At 44.5% G+C, this 16,498-nt stretch carries 11 protein-coding genes; 8 read left to right on the forward strand and 3 right to left on the reverse strand.

Annotated features, from left to right (window positions below):
- Positions 1-2 precede the first annotated feature (2 nt).
- From PTT44_RS08855 to PTT44_RS08865, 3 genes are read left to right on the forward strand one after another with little or no spacing between them, the layout of a single operon-like run.
- Positions 3-3,116 (forward strand): multidrug efflux RND transporter permease subunit, encoded by a 3,114-nt coding sequence (locus PTT44_RS08855; RefSeq protein WP_273795619.1) that lies wholly within the window; start codon positions 3-5, stop codon positions 3,114-3,116.
- Positions 3,113-6,220 carry an efflux RND transporter permease subunit gene (locus PTT44_RS08860; RefSeq protein WP_168159748.1) on the forward strand — a complete coding sequence of 1,036 codons (3,108 nt, stop codon included), beginning with the start codon at positions 3,113-3,115 and terminating at the stop codon, positions 6,218-6,220. Before PTT44_RS08855 ends, PTT44_RS08860 begins: the two co-directional genes overlap by 4 nt.
- A gap of 21 nt (positions 6,221-6,241) precedes the next feature.
- Entirely contained in the window at positions 6,242-7,639 is a 1,398-nt protein-coding gene (locus PTT44_RS08865) for an efflux transporter outer membrane subunit (RefSeq protein ID WP_168159747.1), read from the forward strand.
- 147 nt (positions 7,640-7,786) lie between these two features.
- On the opposite strand, the gene PTT44_RS08870 is transcribed toward PTT44_RS08865, so the two are convergent.
- Together PTT44_RS08870 and PTT44_RS08875 are read right to left on the reverse strand one after the other, a co-directional pair.
- Positions 7,787-8,302, reverse strand: a complete 516-nt coding sequence (locus tag PTT44_RS08870; RefSeq protein WP_168159746.1) for a chromate transporter — start codon at positions 8,300-8,302, stop codon at positions 7,787-7,789.
- A complete protein-coding gene (locus PTT44_RS08875; protein ID WP_168159745.1) occupies positions 8,299-8,874 on the reverse strand; it encodes a chromate transporter in 576 nt (191 codons plus the stop codon). The genes PTT44_RS08870 and PTT44_RS08875 overlap by 4 nt, the downstream gene beginning before the upstream one ends.
- A gap of 108 nt (positions 8,875-8,982) precedes the next feature.
- Here PTT44_RS08875 and PTT44_RS08880 point away from each other — a divergent pair, with 108 nt between their 5' ends.
- Positions 8,983-9,867: a LysR family transcriptional regulator gene (locus tag PTT44_RS08880; protein ID WP_168159744.1), complete on the forward strand. Its 885-nt coding sequence runs from the start codon at positions 8,983-8,985 to the stop codon at positions 9,865-9,867.
- Positions 9,868-10,019: 152 nt separating this feature from the next.
- Complete coding sequence (locus PTT44_RS08885; RefSeq protein WP_168159743.1) at positions 10,020-11,774, forward strand: amidohydrolase; 1,755 nt, start codon at positions 10,020-10,022, stop codon at positions 11,772-11,774.
- On the opposite strand, the gene PTT44_RS08890 is transcribed toward PTT44_RS08885, so the two are convergent.
- Positions 11,765-12,400: a CerR family C-terminal domain-containing protein gene (locus PTT44_RS08890; RefSeq protein ID WP_168159742.1), complete on the reverse strand. Its 636-nt coding sequence runs from the start codon at positions 12,398-12,400 to the stop codon at positions 11,765-11,767. The two genes, PTT44_RS08885 and PTT44_RS08890, sit on opposite strands and share 10 nt — an antisense overlap.
- 110 nt (positions 12,401-12,510) lie before the next feature.
- On the opposite strand from PTT44_RS08890, the gene PTT44_RS08895 reads away from it, so the two are divergent.
- Genes PTT44_RS08895 through PTT44_RS08905 form a run of 3 tightly spaced genes read left to right on the forward strand, consistent with a single transcriptional unit; the run spans position 12,511 to position 16,497 of the window.
- The gene (locus PTT44_RS08895) at positions 12,511-13,533 is read left to right on the forward strand and encodes an HlyD family efflux transporter periplasmic adaptor subunit (RefSeq protein WP_168159741.1); all 1,023 of its coding nucleotides are present in this window, start codon (positions 12,511-12,513) and stop codon (positions 13,531-13,533) included.
- Between the two features lie 17 nt (positions 13,534-13,550).
- Complete coding sequence (locus PTT44_RS08900) at positions 13,551-15,356, forward strand: ATP-binding cassette domain-containing protein (protein WP_171527564.1); 1,806 nt, start codon at positions 13,551-13,553, stop codon at positions 15,354-15,356.
- A 10-nt stretch (positions 15,357-15,366) separates the two neighbouring features.
- Positions 15,367-16,497, forward strand: a complete 1,131-nt coding sequence (locus PTT44_RS08905) for an ABC transporter permease (RefSeq protein ID WP_168159739.1) — start codon at positions 15,367-15,369, stop codon at positions 16,495-16,497.
- Position 16,498: the final 1 nt, after the last annotated feature.

Here is a 16,498-nt window from a genome sequence, read left to right on the forward strand (position 1 = left end):
ATATGAATATTTCAAAATTCTTTATTGTCCGTCCAGTCGCAACTACGTTGTTGATGCTGGCATTGCTGTTTAGTGGCTTATTGGTTTGGCGGCTTTTGCCAGTGTCGGCTTTACCACAGGTCGACTACCCCATTATTCAGGTCTATACCTTTCAGCCTGGGGCAAACCCCGACACGGTACAACGAACTATCACTGCACCGCTTGAGCGGGAAATGGGCAAAATTGCGGGCTTAAAGCAAATGTCTTCGCAGAGTTCTGTCGGGGCATCTGTCATTACCTTACAGTTTGAATTAAGCGCTGAACTGGGCGTGGTGGAGCAAGAAGTACAATCGGCACTAAGTACCGCCAGCAGTAAATTACCAAGTGATTTGCCAACGCCACCAGTATATCGAAAGGTCAATCCAGCCGATGTGCCTGTCATTACATTAGCGATTAGTTCAGAGACTTTACCCCTCACCACGGTTTATGACATGGTGGATACACGGGTGGCACAAAAGCTTTCTCAGCTCACGGGTGTGGGTATGGTGAGCCTTGCTGGTGGGCAACGACCAGCAATACGGGTGCAAATGAATCCTGCTGCGCTTGCCGCTTATAAAATGAGTGCCGAAGATGTCCGCACCGCAATCAATGCGGCCAATGCCAGTCAACCCAAAGGCAGTTTTGATGGGCCCTATCGCAGTACTATGCTAGATGCCAATGATCAAATCCGTTCAATTGGCGACTATGAAAGCCTCATTTTACGCTGGAATAACGGTGCTCCGATTCGATTAAAAGATGTGGCACAGGTGATTGAAGGTAGTGAAGACCGCTATATGGCGGCATGGGCAGACAGCCAAACCGCTATTTTGGTGAGTGTGCAGCGTCAACCGAATGCCAATGTCATTCAAGTGGCCGATCAGATTAAGCAGCTATTGCCTGAGCTGCAAAAGAACCTGCCTGAAAACGTCAAAATTCGAGTACTGACCGACCGTACAGAGAGTATTCGTAGTTCGATCCACGATGTGCAAAAGGAATTGGTTTTTGCGGTCTGTTTAGTGGTCATGGTGACTTTTCTCTTTCTAAGAAATTTATCAGCCACCATTATTCCGAGTATTGCCGTTCCACTGTCAATCATTGGTACCTTTGTACAGATGTATTTTTTAGGTTTTTCAGTCAATAACCTGACTTTAATGGCACTGACCATTGCCACAGGCTTTGTGGTGGATGATGCGATTGTGATGTTGGAAAATATTGCACGACATCGTGAAGCTGGTGAAAGCCTGATGCAAGCAGCGCTCAAAGGGTCGAAAGAAATAGGTTTTACGCTCATTTCTTTAACCATTTCATTGATTGCTGTTCTCATTCCGCTGCTGTTTATGGGCGATGTAGTCGGACGGTTGTTCCATGAGTTTGCAGTGACTTTAGCAGCTGCAATTGCAATTTCTCTAGTGGTCTCTTTAACCTTAACGCCGATGATGTGCGCTTATTTGCTCAAAGGCAAAGCGCCATTAAAAGAAGCAGAGCATCAAACTTCAGCGAATAGATGGAGTCTGGATGGTATCATTGAGCAGTATGGAAAAGCTTTGCAATGGGTGTTTCAGCATCAAACCCTGACACTGGCCGTTATGCTCAGCACAGTGTTATTCGCAGGTTTTTTGTATTGGATGATTCCTAAAGGTTTTTTCCCTGTGCAGGACAGTGGCGTTATCCAAGTGGTGACCGAAGCCCCAGATGATATTTCATTTCAAGCCATGAGTGAGCGCCAGCAAGCACTAGCGGCTGAAATTTTAAAAGATCCCGCTGTTGAAAGCCTGTCTTCGTTTATTGGTATTGATGCCAATAACCCGAAACTCAGTAATGGCCGAATTCTTATTAACTTAAAGTCACATGCAGAACGAGCGGGTGCAGATCAAGTGATGGCACGTTTGCGTGAAGAGCTGGGTCATGTTCAGGGTATTAAAGCTTGGATGCAACCTGTGCAGGAGTTAAGTATTGAAGATAAAATTAGTCGCACTCAATATCAGCTCAGTTTGACAGCAGCAAAAAACACAGATTTAGCGTTATGGACACCTGTTGTGGTGGATGCTTTACGCCAACAACCTGAGTTTGCAGAAGTAAGCAGTGAAAACAGCGGTTTAGGTTTACAAGCCTATATTGATATTAATCGAGATGCAGCCGCACGGCTTGGTTTAACAGTCGAAGATGTAAGTTTGGCTCTGCAAAATCTATTTGCGCAGCGACAAATTGCAACGCTATATACTCAGTCGAATCAGTACCGCATAGTGCTAGAGCTAGCACCAGAGCTAACGCATGGCATACAGGCTTTAGAGCAAACGTATATTCATAATGCCAGTGGAGAGCCAATTTTACTGAGCTCTGTGGCAAGCATTGTGCAAAAACGAGTCCCGATTATTTTACAGCAACAAGCTCAATTTCCTGCCAACGGTATTTCTTTCAACCTTGCAACAGGCGTAGCTTTGGGAGATGCCATTCAAGCCATTCAACGTGTAGAGCAGCAGCTCAATTTACCTGCTGAAGTTAAACTTCAGCTACAAGGGGCTGCTGCTGCATTTGAAAACTCGCAACAGCATACCTTTTGGTTGGTGATCGCCGCGATTGTGACCATGTATATCGTGCTTGGGATGTTGTATGAGAGCTTTATTCATCCCATCACTATTCTTTCAACCTTACCATCTGCGGCAATCGGGGCTTTATTGGCGCTGTTTATGGTCGGTCGACCACTCGATATGATTGCTTTAATCGGTATTATTTTATTGATCGGCTTGGTGAAGAAAAACGGCATCATGATGGTGGACTTTGCCTTGGCAGCACAGCGCCAAGAGGGTCTTTCGCCTCAGCAAGCGATTTATCAGGCGGCGTTGATGCGATTCCGCCCCATTTTAATGACGACACTGGCGGCATTGGTTGGCGCTATTCCACTGATGTTGGCATCAGGTTCAGGGGCTGAATTACGTCAGCCTCTAGGGATTGTCATGGTCGGTGGTTTGATTTTAAGTCAGGTACTGACGCTATTTACTACGCCTGTGGTTTATTTGTTTTTTGACCGTTTACAGCATGCTTTTCAAAAGCCGAAGCTACCTTTAGCTGAACTTGATGAAACAAGGAGCGAGTTTTGAAGTTACTCTCTGCTTTGGTTCATCGTCCTGTTGCCAGTGTGTTACTGGGCATCGCAATTGTGTTGCTTGGTGTATTGGCGTATTTCCGCTTACCTGTGGCGTCCTTACCTCAGGCAGATATTCCGACCATCGTGGTGCGGGCCAGTTTACCTGGGGCAAGTCCTGAAAGTATGTCGGCGACCGTTGCAACACCTTTAGAACGGGCCATGATGGGCGTTTCTGGGGTAAAAGCAATTAACTCTTCCAGTAGTCAAAATGCAACGCAAGTGACTTTGCACTTTGACTTAGAGACCGATATCAATGAGGCGGCACGAGAAGTACAGGCGGCCATTAATGTTGCAATGTCACAGCTTCCATCAGGGATGCCTAGCCCACCTGAATATTTCAAGGTTAATCCAAGCCAAAGCCCAATTTTTTATTTGGCATTGAGTTCAGCGCATTTATCTGCGGGTAAATTATATGAAATTGCCAGCAATCAACTCCAGCCCAATCTTGCGCAGATAAGTGGAGTTGGTGAGGTTGAAATTGATGGCGCGTCTATGCCTGCGGTGCGGATCACCTTAAATCCGAATGCACTCATTGCACAGGGCGTTTCATTGGAACAAGTTCGTACTGCAATTGAAAAAAGCAATACAGTACAAGCATTAGGCGTGGTTGAAACCGATCAACTTCGTTGGCAAGTCGCATTGTCGAACGATTTAAAACAAGCGCAAGATTTTGCCAACTTGGTGATTCATCGTAATGCTCAAGCCATCGTACGTTTAAAAGATGTGGCTGAGGTGCAAGATTCTGTTGAAAACCGCTATGTCAGTGGTTTTCATAATGGTCAACCTGCGGTGATTATCAAAATTAGTCGTCAACCCAATGCCAATACCGTGGCGACCATTGATCAGATCAAAGAAAAACTGCCTGAATTAAAATCACTGATTCCCGCAGACGCACAATTGACTACAGTGATGGATGGTTCTGAAATCATTCGCGCAGGTTTAGCGGAAGCCCGCGATACGTTGTTGTTTTCCATGCTGTTGGTCATTATTGTCGTTGCTTTGATGTTAGGGCGTATGCAAAGTGCTCTTGTGCCGGGTATTGCCATGTTGGTGACTTTGGTCGGGGCGTGTAGTTTGGTGTATTTGGCAGGCTTTTCGCTCAATAACCTCTCCATTATGGCGGTGATTGTCGCTATTGGCTTGGTGGTGGATGATGCGATTGTGGTGCTAGAAAACATTGAGCGTCATATTGAGCAGGGAGACTCTCCTGTACAGGCTGCCATTAAAGGGATTCAGGAAGTGGGTCTGACTTTAGTGGCCATGAATTTGGCTTTGGTGGTGATTTTCATTTCAGTGTTGTTTATGGGCGGTGTGATTGAGCGACTGTTCCGCGAGTTTTCACTGACCTTAGTTTTTATTGTAGTGTTGTCTGTTTTTGTTTCCTTGGTCCTAACACCAAGCTTATCTGCACGTTGTTTAAAACCGTTAGAGAGCGACCAACATCAGCCTTTATATCAATTTAGCCATCGCTGCATGCAGCAGTTCAATCATGCTTATTTAACATCTTTAAAATGGATGCTAGCACATGGCTATGTCGTGATTTTATTTTGGCTAGGTGCGATAGGTGCTTCATTCTATGTCTATCAGCACCTCCCTAAACGAGTATTACCTGAGCAAGATACAGGACGGGTTGAGGCTTTTATTCGTGGTGATGACGGGTTTTCCTTTCAAATTATGCAACCCAAAATTGCAGCCTTTAGTGAAAGCTTGTTGAGTGATCCTGCTGTAAAAGATGTGGTTGGAACTTCAGGGGGAGCAGGCGGAACCACCAATTCCTTTTTCATGGTGAGTTTAAAACCCAAAGCAGAGCGTGAGGGGCAAAGCTCACATGCCATTGTCGAGCGTATGAAACAAAATGCGCCGTGGCAGGCTGGGGCAATTTTCTCAGCACGTGTGGAACAAGAATTAGAACTGGATGATCCTTTTTCAAGCGGTAGTGGTCAAGACTATATGCTGTTGCTACAGTCAGATGATGTTGCACAGCTACGCCAATGGGTGCCGAAAGTCGCGCAGGCCATGCAAAAACTGCCTGAACTTGAGGAAGTGGAAACTATGGGGGATGAAGGTGCGCAGCATGTCACCCTAGATGTAGACCGTGAAGCGGCACGCCGTTTGGGCGTTGATATTGAAAGCATTTCAAGTGTACTGAACAACTCATTTGCACAGCGCCAGATTTCAACCATTTATGATCCGACCCAACAGTTTCATGTGGTCATGGAGGTAGATAGGCACTTCACGGAACATCCTGAATCCTTAGCCAATGTACAAGTTCCTAATAAAGATGGACAAGCTGTGCCGCTGCGTAACTTTGCGACATGGTCTTATGGAATTACCAATGATCGAGTGTATAGACGTAATCAATATGCCGCGATGGGTATTGGTTATGTGGTGAAACAGGGCTATAGCTATGAACAGGCCGATGCCGCGATCCGATCTGTTTTAACTGAAGTGATGTTGCCAAACAACGTTTTTATGACCACGGATAAAGATGTAGAAGCAGAAAGTTTACAAGCGGGCTTAAGTACACCGTTGCTAATTCTTGCGGTAATTTTGTTGATTTATATCGTGCTTGGGGTGACCTATGAAAGTGTGGTACATCCATTAACGATTTTATCGACCATACCCGCTGTGGCTTTGGGCGCACTGTTAACCTTATGGATCTTTAACTTTGAGTTCACCCTGATTGCATTGTTGGGCATGTTTTTACTTATTGGTATCGTGGTGAAAAATGCCATTTTATTGATTGATTTTACTTTATATGAACGGCGTGCAGGAAAGTCAGCATATCAAGCTGTATTGTCTGCGGCGGCTCTGCGTTTTCGCCCGATCTTAATGACCAATACCGCAGCATTATTGGGTGCAATTCCGTTGGCTTGTAGTTGGGGTGAGGGGGCTGAGCTACGTCAGCCTTTGGGTGTGGTCATTGTGGGCGGCTTAGCGCTTGGGCAGCTCTTAACTTTGTACACAACGCCTGTTTTGTATTTGCTCTTTGAAAAATGGGCTGAATCTTGTTCGAGATTTAAACGTAAATTTGTGCTGCCAAGCTCAGGCAAATAGATAAAGAAATAGGAAAATAGAATGTCAGGTTTGGTTTATAAAAATGTCTTAAGCCTAAGTTGTGTGTTGTTGTTGACTGCATGTAGTTCTACGGCGGTCGTACGTCCTCCCGAATATAAAAAACCGCTGATTCATGTAGATGAACAATACAAATATGCAGTGCTTAATTGGACAGAAACCGTAAAGTTAAAAGGTAAGACAGTTGCATGGTGGGACATTTATCAAGACTCCGTTTTAAGTCAACTGCTGCAACAGTTAAATGCAGAAAACTTAAATTTGAAACAGGCCGAGGCACGTTATAGACAAGCCAATGCTTTACTTGAACAGCAAAAAGCCAGTCGTTCTGTCAGTCTAAGCTTAGAAGGTGCTGCCAAGCGTAATGGCGCAAAGTATACATCTCCAAACAGTCAGTTTAGCACAGGGGTTCAGGCCAGCTGGATTCCTGATGTTTGGGGACGTGTGGCGAAAGCGATAGAGGGACAACAGGCAAATTTAGAAGCGGTGCAGGCGGACTTAGCCGCAGTGAAACTGAATCAACAGTTATTGGCGACCGAGGCCTATTGGAACATTCGTGTTTTGGATGCGCAACTGGATGTATTGCAGCAAACCCAAAAAAGTTACCTACGTTCAGTGCAAATTTTAAAAAACCAATATACAGCAGGGATGATTGCGCGGGCAGATGTGATACAGGCAGAAACACAGTTGAAACAAGTGCAAATACAGCAAATCGAAACGCAGCGTGAACGCAATTTACAGGAAAATGTGCTGGCGGTCTTGCAGGGTAAAAGTGTGGTTCAGTTTCAACTGGTGAAACGTCAGCAAGGTTTGAGTATTCCTACTGTACCTGCACAGTTACCCAGTCGCTTACTCATGCAACGTCCCGATGTGATTCGTGCAGAGCGGGAGCTTGCGAGTACACATGCACAGTTGGGTTTAGCACAAACGGCTTGGTTGCCAGATATGAGTATTGGTCTTAATGCGAGTTTAAATAGCCAAGTGTTAGGTCAGCTGTTCCAAGCCCCTGCATATTTATGGTCTACGGGACTAGAAGCGGCTTCGGTTATTTTTGATGGTGGAAAACGCCAAGCTGAAATTGCTCAAGCCCAGGCAAGCTATGACGAAAAATTAGCAGCCTATAAGCAAGCTGTACTTACGGGCTGGAAGGAAGTTGATGATGCTTTAATGCAAACTTCAAGTTTGAAACAACAACAACTTGAACAAGCTCAGTTATTACAACTAACCAAAGAAAATGAACAAGTGGTGATGCGACGTTATAACGCAGGTTTAGTCAGTTATTTGGAAGTGGTCACGGCGCAGAATTTAAGGCTGCAAGCTGAACAGAGCACATTAGAGTTGCAACAAATCCAATTAAAAAATACAGCGCAATTAATGACTGCTTTGGGTGGAAATATTTCCTAGACACTTGCTTTCTTTTCAAGTGGTGATTGACCAAACCATTAAGCCTTACATCTTGGGCATCAGATCTAAGGCTTATGCTATTTATTTAAAAGTAACAATAGAATAGAAAGTATGTGCTATTGAACACGAACTTTTATGACACACCGTTTATAAAAACAGTGCGCCTGACATTGCTCCGAAGAGCATGACCCACAGTGGATGAATTTTTTTCACTAAACTTAACCCCGTCGCCACGATAACGATCGCGATAAGTAACCAGTTCTGAGCAGATGCTGCGGCAATAATATAGGCACTGACCAAAACCAAGCCGACGGTAATCGGTTTCAGTGCTTTTTCAAACATGCTGCGTAGTGGATGATCCTTAAACTGATTCCAAAACTTGAGTGCAAATACAGTCAGTACAGAAGATGGCCCAAACTTTGCCAATGAAGTCACGAACAGTCCAGCAGGTCCAGCCACATGCCAGCCGACCAGTGGCACAATCATCATATTGGGGCCCGGAGCCGCTTGCGCCATGGCAAACATGGTGCTGAACTCTGTGGCAGTAAGCCAACGATGCACCTCAACTACTTGATGTTGCATTTCAGGCAAAATGGCATTGCCGCCACCAAAGGCCAATATAGAAAGCTGGGTAAAAACGATGGCTAAGGTGAGTAAAATCATGCGTTTTGTCCTCTTTTTTTCAAGCTTAAGACCGCGACATTGATGCTGACTAAGATCAGTAACGTTAATGCCAAGGGAATCTTAACAATCAGCATAAAGACAATGGTCAGCGCGATAGTAAAGATCGTGAGGTAACTTTTCAGAATGGGTTTCAGCATTTTTAGCCCCATGGCAAACAGTAAACCTGCTGCTGCCGCTGCCAGTCCCTGTATCATGTGCTGAATCACGGGGATATTTTGAAATTGTGCATAGAGCTGATACAACAAAATCACAATCACCGTCGGTGCAAAAATTAACCCGAGAACGGCACTAATCGCACCTTTAACCCCCTGAAACTCATAACCAATGGCAACGGCCATATTAATGATGTTTCCTCCAGGGAGGATTTGACAGACACCCAATAAGTGCGTGAACTCTTCCGTGTTGAGCCATTTTTGGTCTTCTACAACCATTTGATGTGCAAGTGGCAATACGCCACCAAAGCCCATGAGTCCCAGCTTCATAAAGCCTGCAAATAATTCCCGTGAAGTTGGATGGGTTATTTGTTCAGCAGGGAGCACTTCAGTGTTCATGTCTTTCGCCTTTTGTGGAATGTGCTCAGTATGAACCTGTAGAGATATGTTGAAAAATGCTATTTTTGACGTTATATATACTGGAAAAGTATGTTTAATAGGGCAGACATGATCGATATCCATAAACTCAGAGCATTTGTTGCAGTGGTAGAAGAAAGTAATATTTCGCATGCAGCTGTTCGTTTGAATATGCAACAACCACCGTTGACACGGATTATCAAAAGCTTGGAAGAAGAGTTGAATACACAACTGCTAAAGCGTTTGCCGCGTGGTGTTGAGGTAACGGAGGCGGGCAAGGTATTGTACAAAGAAGCCATTGCGATATTGGCGCATGCACAGTTAATTCCTAAACGTGTGCAGGATATTTCTTTGGGGGTCGAAGGTCAGATTAATATTGGCTTTACCAACTCGGTTGGCTTACATCCTTTTTTACCGGCCTTGCTGCGTAACTTTCGGGAAACTTTTCCACGTGTTTCAATTCATCTGGAAGAAGATGGCAGTAGCTCGCTGATAGACTCCATTAGTAATGAAAAAAATGACATTGTGTTCTTACGCAAACCTGCACCGATTGGCCTTGGTTTAACCAGTCTACATGTATTAGATGAACCGCTCATTGTGGCTTTACCCAACAATCATCCTTTGGCTGAACAAGCCGAACCGATTCACTTGCTGGATCTTGAACCGCATGACTTTGTGTTATACCGACGTTTAGCTGGACAAGATTTATTCGATAATATTTTGGCCAGTTGTTACCAAGCTGGATTTAGTCCCAAAATTGTACAAGAAGCGCCACGTTTAACCTCAAGCTTAAACTTGATTGCTGCAGGGATTGGTTTATCCATCGTGCCTGAGGCCATTCGTGACTTTTGGAATAAGCAGATTGTTTATAAAACGCTTAAGGCCAATAGCCCATGTATTGCGCCGATTTATGCAGTATATAAAGAAAATATAGACAATGTCCGTTTGCAGCATATTTTAAAATTATTGCAATAGACAGTTGAATATGGAGCGCCCTATTCTGCCTGACAAGAGCTGGCTTAAAGTGCTAAGGTAGAGTGATAATGTGTTGTATTAAAGTTTTATACCTATAACGAATGCTCGTATGGAGCAAAATATAATATTTAGCAATATGAGGTGTTTAACCCATGCTTTTTAATAAAGTTTCTTTTGCACTTACGGCTCTGATTTCTTCCTCTGTGGTAATGATGAGTGGTTGTACAACCAGCCCGTCTGGCAGCGTTTCAAATACACAACAACAGACGCAAAATGCCTTATTGGTCTATGGTGGCCCCATTTTAACCATGCAAGGCATTCAGCCCAGCTATGTCGATGCCATGTTAATTCAAGATGGAAAGATCCGTTATACAGGCACATTGTCTGAGGCTGAAAAGCTTGCGCCACAAGCTAAACGTTTGAACTTGAATAACAAGACCGTCATCCCTGGCATCATCGATGCACATAGCCATTTAAACTCTGTCGGTATGCAGCAAACTGTGGCAAATTTATATCCGCCGCCAGATGGCAAGGTGGTGAGTATTGCCACACTTATCCAAGAAATGAAGGCGTGGGCGAAGCAAAATCCAACTTTTGTCCAAGCGACTTCTGGCTGGATTATTGGCAATGGTTATGATGATGCCCAGCTACAAGAGAAAGCCCATCCGACAGCCACAGATTTAGATCAGATTTCAACGACTCAACCTGTGCTGATTTTACATCAGTCAGGGCATTTGGCCTCTGTGAATCACAAAGCGCTAGAGTTGTTAGGCATTAATGAAAAAAGTAGTAACCCCAGTGGTGGTGTGATTCGACGTGTGGTGGGGACCAATATTCCGAATGGTGTACTGGAAGAAAGTGTTGTGATTGAAGCCATGTTACAGGCTTTTAAAACGGTCCCACCTGAAATGATGCAGCAGATGGCGTTGACTGCGGTACAGACCTATATGAAAAATGGTTATACCACGGTGCAAGAAGGACGAGCTGATCGTGGTACTTCAGAACTTTGGCGCAGTTTGGCCAATCAAAACAAATTAGCCATCGATGTCGTCTCTTATCCTGATATTAGTTCTGAACAGGCGTATATGCTCGAAAAAGGTGTAAGCAAAAACTATGTCAATCACTTTAGAATTGGCGGCGTGAAAATTAGCTTAGATGGTTCACCCCAAGGTAAAACAGCGTGGTTAACAGAACCTTATGTGGTTCCACCTGAAGGGAAAGATAAGAACTATCGTGGCTATCCTGCATTTCCAGAGCAAAAAACAGTCCAGCACATGATTGATTTGGCTTTTCAAGAGCAGTGGCCAATTTTGGCACATGCCAATGGTGATGCCGCGATTGATCAATACCTTAATGTGATTGCCAATGCGCAAAAGAAATATGATGCCTCACAGCGACGAGATGTGATTATTCATGCGCAAACCATGCGAGAGGATCAACTGGATCGGGCGAAACGGCTTCACTTGATTCCCTCATTTTTTTCTCTACATACTTATTACTGGGGCGACTGGCATGTGGCACAAACCATAGGTGAAAAGCGTGCTGAACACATCTCACCGACGGGTTCAGCTTTAAGAAAAGGCATGATTTTCACCGAGCATCATGATGCCCCTGTTATCCCACCGAAAAGCATGATGGTGCTGGATGCAACGGTTAATCGCACCACGCGAACAGGCAAAGTTTTGGGTGAGGCACAAAAAGTCAGCCCGTATATCGCACTTAAAACGATGACGGACTGGGCTGCATATCAGTATTTCGAAGAAGACATCAAAGGCACATTAAGTACTGGGAAATACGGTGACTTTGTTGTTTTAAGTGACAATCCAATCACAATTGATCCGTCTAAGATCAAAGACATCAACGTTCTTGCAACCTATAAGCAAGGACAGTTGGTTTATCAAAGATAAAGTTGTTTAGCGGCTTGTAAACCTGCGACTGAAAAGGTCATGAGATGTTTGACTAAAAGCGCCGGTTCAAGCTTGGAGACATTTTTAAGTGGGCTTGGCCCATTTGCATCTGCCAAAATCAGCATCATACAGGGCGCGACTGTACTGAGTACACAAGGCAAAAGTGCAGGGTGATTTTCATCAATGCCTGAAACTTGGCTAATAATTTTTTTGACCAAAAGAAACTTTCGCGCACCATCATTTTGCATAAACGTGTATAGGTGAGTGGTCGGTGAAAAAAGTTCACGAACAAACACCTTGCTATGCCAGACATCGGTTTCAACCAGCTTACCGATCAGGCTTTCAAAAAAAGCTTCCAGTTTTTCAGTAGGCGTTTTAGAGCTGTTAAGCAAGGTCAAGAGTTCTTGTTCATCAATATAATGCGTATGTGCTTCGGCAAGTACGGCACGATATAAGCCATCACGACCATCGAAGTGATAGTTAATGGCAGCCAAATCGACTTCGGCCAGCTTGGCAATGGCTTTACTCGTGGTTTTTGCAAAACCATCCTGAGCAATTAGGTGGCCAGCAGCATCCAAAATTTTCGATTTGGTTAAATCACCATCGCTACGTCCAGCTCTAGACATTATTTACTCTGCATCAAAATTTAGACTTGAAGTATATCTTTCTTAACTGAATTGTTATAGTTTAAATTAAATTTAAACTTGTATTAAAACTAAGCGAAGGTTTGATGTACATGAACAAAAGTAAGTTCATACTGCTGGTTGGGGTATTGCTCATTGCTGTAGCGGCTGCATTTTTGTGGTTCAGTCGAGACAAAGCCGATCCCGATCATCTGGTGTTATATGGCAATGTTGATATTCGACAAGTCTCGCTGGCATTTGAAACGGCTGGGCGTATTCAAAGCTTATCTGTTCAAGAAGGTGATCGCGTTCAAAAAGGTCAGGTTCTTGCCGAACTGAATACTGACTCACTTACCATACAAGCACAGCAAGCCCAAGCGCAGTTACAAGTTCAACAGCAAACCTTAAACGAGCAAGCTGCGGGCAATCGACCTGAAGAGATTACCCAAGCGAAAGCGAAAGTACAGTCTGCCCAAGCCCAATTTGAAAATGCCGATAAACAATACCAGCGTTTAAATGTCTTAAATCGGAGTACTGCGGGTCAAGCGGTGAGTAAGCAAGAGGTTGATGCTGCAAAAAGCAATATGAAAATGGCGGAAGCGGCCGTAGGTGAAACCAAAGCCAACTTGGAGCTACTTTTGAAAGGTGCACGCATAGAAGATCGTGAAGCGGCTAAAGCACAATATGAATCGACCAAAGCCAATCTTGATTTGATTGATTACCAAATTACTCAAAGTAAGCTGCTGGCACCTGTTAATGGCGTTATTCGTGCACGTTTACAAGAAGTCGGCGACATGACGACTTCAAACAAGTCCGTCTATACCATTGCCCTGATCCATCCTAAATGGGTGCGTGTTTATGCTAGTGAAATGGATCTTGGGCATATCAATATGGGCGCAGCAGCCCAAGTCATTCGTGACTCACAACCGAATCAGCCCATCACAGGAAAAATTGGTTATATCTCATCTGTGGCGGAATTTACCCCGAAAACGGTACAGACCGAAGATATTCGCACGACTTTGGTTTATGAAGTCCGTATTTATGTCGATGACCCGAATGACCAACTGAAGATGGGACAACCTGTGACGGTGAACATAGCCAAATCATCTCGCCCAATGGCCACGAACAATCCTTAAGGCAGGGGAGTATGTCGATGTCAGTAGAGAGCATTGTAATTGCCACGGATTTAAACAAAACCTTTAAAGCAGAACAAAAAGGTTTGGATGATGTGCAGGCTTTGCAAGGCATAAATATGCAGATCAAAACAGGACAACTAACGGCTTTGGTCGGGCCTGATGGTGCTGGTAAAACCACATTTTTAAGATTGATCGCAGGTTTATATAAGCCAACCGCTGGAAGCTTAGAGGTCTTAGGAATGGATGTCGCCAAAGACCCGCAATCTGTGCAAGATCGTATCAGTTACATGCCGCAAAAGTTTGGTTTGTATGAAGACCTCAGCATTCAAGAAAATTTAGACTTGTATGCGGATTTGCATGGCGTGCCAATGAACATTCGCAATGAGCGTTTTGCACGTTTACTCAAGATTACCGATTTAGCGCGCTTTACAGAGCGTCCCGCAGGAAAACTCTCTGGAGGCATGAAGCAGAAGTTAGGTTTGGCCTGCACTTTAGTCCGTTCACCTGAACTATTGCTGTTGGATGAACCAAGTGTCGGTGTCGATCCACTCTCACGCCGTGATTTGTGGATCATCATTGAACAGTTGGTGAGGGAGGAGAACTTGAGTGTCATCCTCAGTACGGCGTATATGGATGAAGCTGAACGATGTCATGAGGTTTATGTTATGTTGGATGGGCAAGTCCTAAAGCAAGGTACACCCGATGAACTGACGGCTCAGGCACAGGGACAAACATGGCAAGTAGAACCCAGTCCCGACATGAAGGCGCGGGTGTTACAAGCACATTTACTCGATAATCAACATTATATTGCCGATGCAGTTCCCAAAGGCAATGTAGTGCGTTTTATTACGCGAATTGAAAGCCCATCACTTCCAGCAGATCTCTTGCCCAAAGGCATTGTTGCAGAACCGAGAGCAGCAGAGCTAGAAGATGCATTTATGTTACTTTTACATGAGGCGAAGCATACTCAAAAAACGGTATTGGCACAGGAAAATTTAGCTTTAGACCCTTCAATACCTTTGATAGAAAACTTTGATACGCTACAAGCAGAGCCAGATGTAAAACAGCAGCTCGAAAAACCTGTGATTGTGGTGAAGGATTTGGTACGCACTTTTGGCGATTTTACAGCCGTGGCCAGTACCTCGTTTGATGTATCCCGAGGCGAAATTTTTGGTTTACTTGGCCCCAATGGTGCAGGTAAGACCACGACGTTTCGTATGCTCTGTGGCTTACTGCCCGCCAGCAGTGGTGTGTTGGAAGTGGCAGGCATGAATTTGCGTACAGCTCGTGCGCAGGCAAGGGCAAAAATTGGTTATGTATCGCAGAAGTTTGCCCTGTATGGCAATTTGAGCGTACTGGATAATCTAAAGTTTTTTGGTGGCGCTTATGGCTTATCGGGCAAACAGTTAAAGCAGCAAATTGATAAAGCGTTGCTCCAATTTGAACTTAAGCCACATGCTAAAAGTGGTGATCTACCAAATGGTTTTAAACAACGTTTGTCGATGGCAGCAGCACTGTTACATCAGCCTGAAATTGTATTTTTGGATGAACCGACCAGTGGTATTGATCCTTTAGCAAGGCGTTCTTTTTGGTACACCATTGGAGAGTTGGCGAACCAAGGCATGACCATAATTGTGACCACACACTTTATGGAAGAAGCTGAATATTGTGATCGGATTGCGATTCAAGATGCAGGGAAGTTGCTGGCGATTGGCACACCTCAACAGATTCGTAGGATGGCGCAGTTAGAGGGTGTAAACGATATGAATAGCGCTTTTATTGCCATCGTTGAACAGTCCCGTGCAGACATGCAGGCTCACTGAGGAGCGTCAGATGAATCATTTCTCAGCTTTCTGGACACGACTGTTTGCCTTGACACGTAAAGAATCCAAACAGCTGCTTCGTGATAAAAGCAGTATGTCGATCGGTTTCATTCTACCGATTATTTTAATTTTACTGTTTGGTTATGGACTGTCTTTCGATTTAACCAACGGACGCGTCGGGGTGGTGGAGCAACAATCCACGCCACAGAGTCAGCAACTGATGAGTGGGCTAAACGGCTCTAAATACATTACCGTCAAGCACTATACAAGCTTTAGCCAAGCTAAAGCCGCAATGGGCAAGGCTGAAATTGATGCCATCGTCAATATACCCAGCAACTTTGCGGAGCAATATGCAAAGGGAGTTGGTGCTGTTCAGGTCATTACGAATGGCCGTTCGACCAGTATTGCTTCGGCTTTGCAGGGTTATATTACCAGTGCGCTCAATACCGCCAGCTTGATACAAGCAGACCGAACCAATGCAGCTTCGGTGGGTGGCATTATCACGGTTGAACAACGTATGTGGTTTAACGAGTCCGCAAATAGTACGTGGTTTTTAGTACCAGGTTTAATTGTCCTAATTTTGACCTTGGTCGGCGCATTTTTAACAGGTTTACTGATTGCACGTGAGCGCGAGCGTGGCACTTTAGAAGCATTATATGTTACGCCCGTACGTCCTCTAGAAATTGTACTTTCAAAACTGGCGCCCTATATCGTGATTGGGATGATTGATATTGTGATGTGCTTAGTTGCAGCACATGTTCTGTTTGATGTACCCATCCGCGCATCGCTGTTCTCTGTTATGAGTGCCTCTTTTTTATATTTAATGGTGTCGTTACTGCTGGGGCTGATGATTTCAGGCCTATCCAAAAGTCAGTTTCAAGCCAGTCAGATGGCACTGCTTGCCAGCTTCATGCCCGCTTTGATGCTTTCAGGTTTTGTGTTTGATACACGAAACTTACCGCTAATTGTGCAAATCATCAGCAATGTTTTACCTGCAACGCACTATATGACTTTGATTAAAACTTTATTACTTGGTGGCGATGATTGGTCTTTATGGTTCAAAGAATGTGGCATTTTACTGATTTATATCGTGCTATTCACAGTAATGACCGCGCGTACACTGAAAAAGCGCTTGGGCTAAC

The organism is Acinetobacter sp. Gutcm_16, from assembly GCF_028649355.1.
In the GTDB taxonomy this organism is placed as follows: Bacteria; Pseudomonadota; Gammaproteobacteria; order Pseudomonadales; family Moraxellaceae; genus Acinetobacter; species Acinetobacter johnsonii.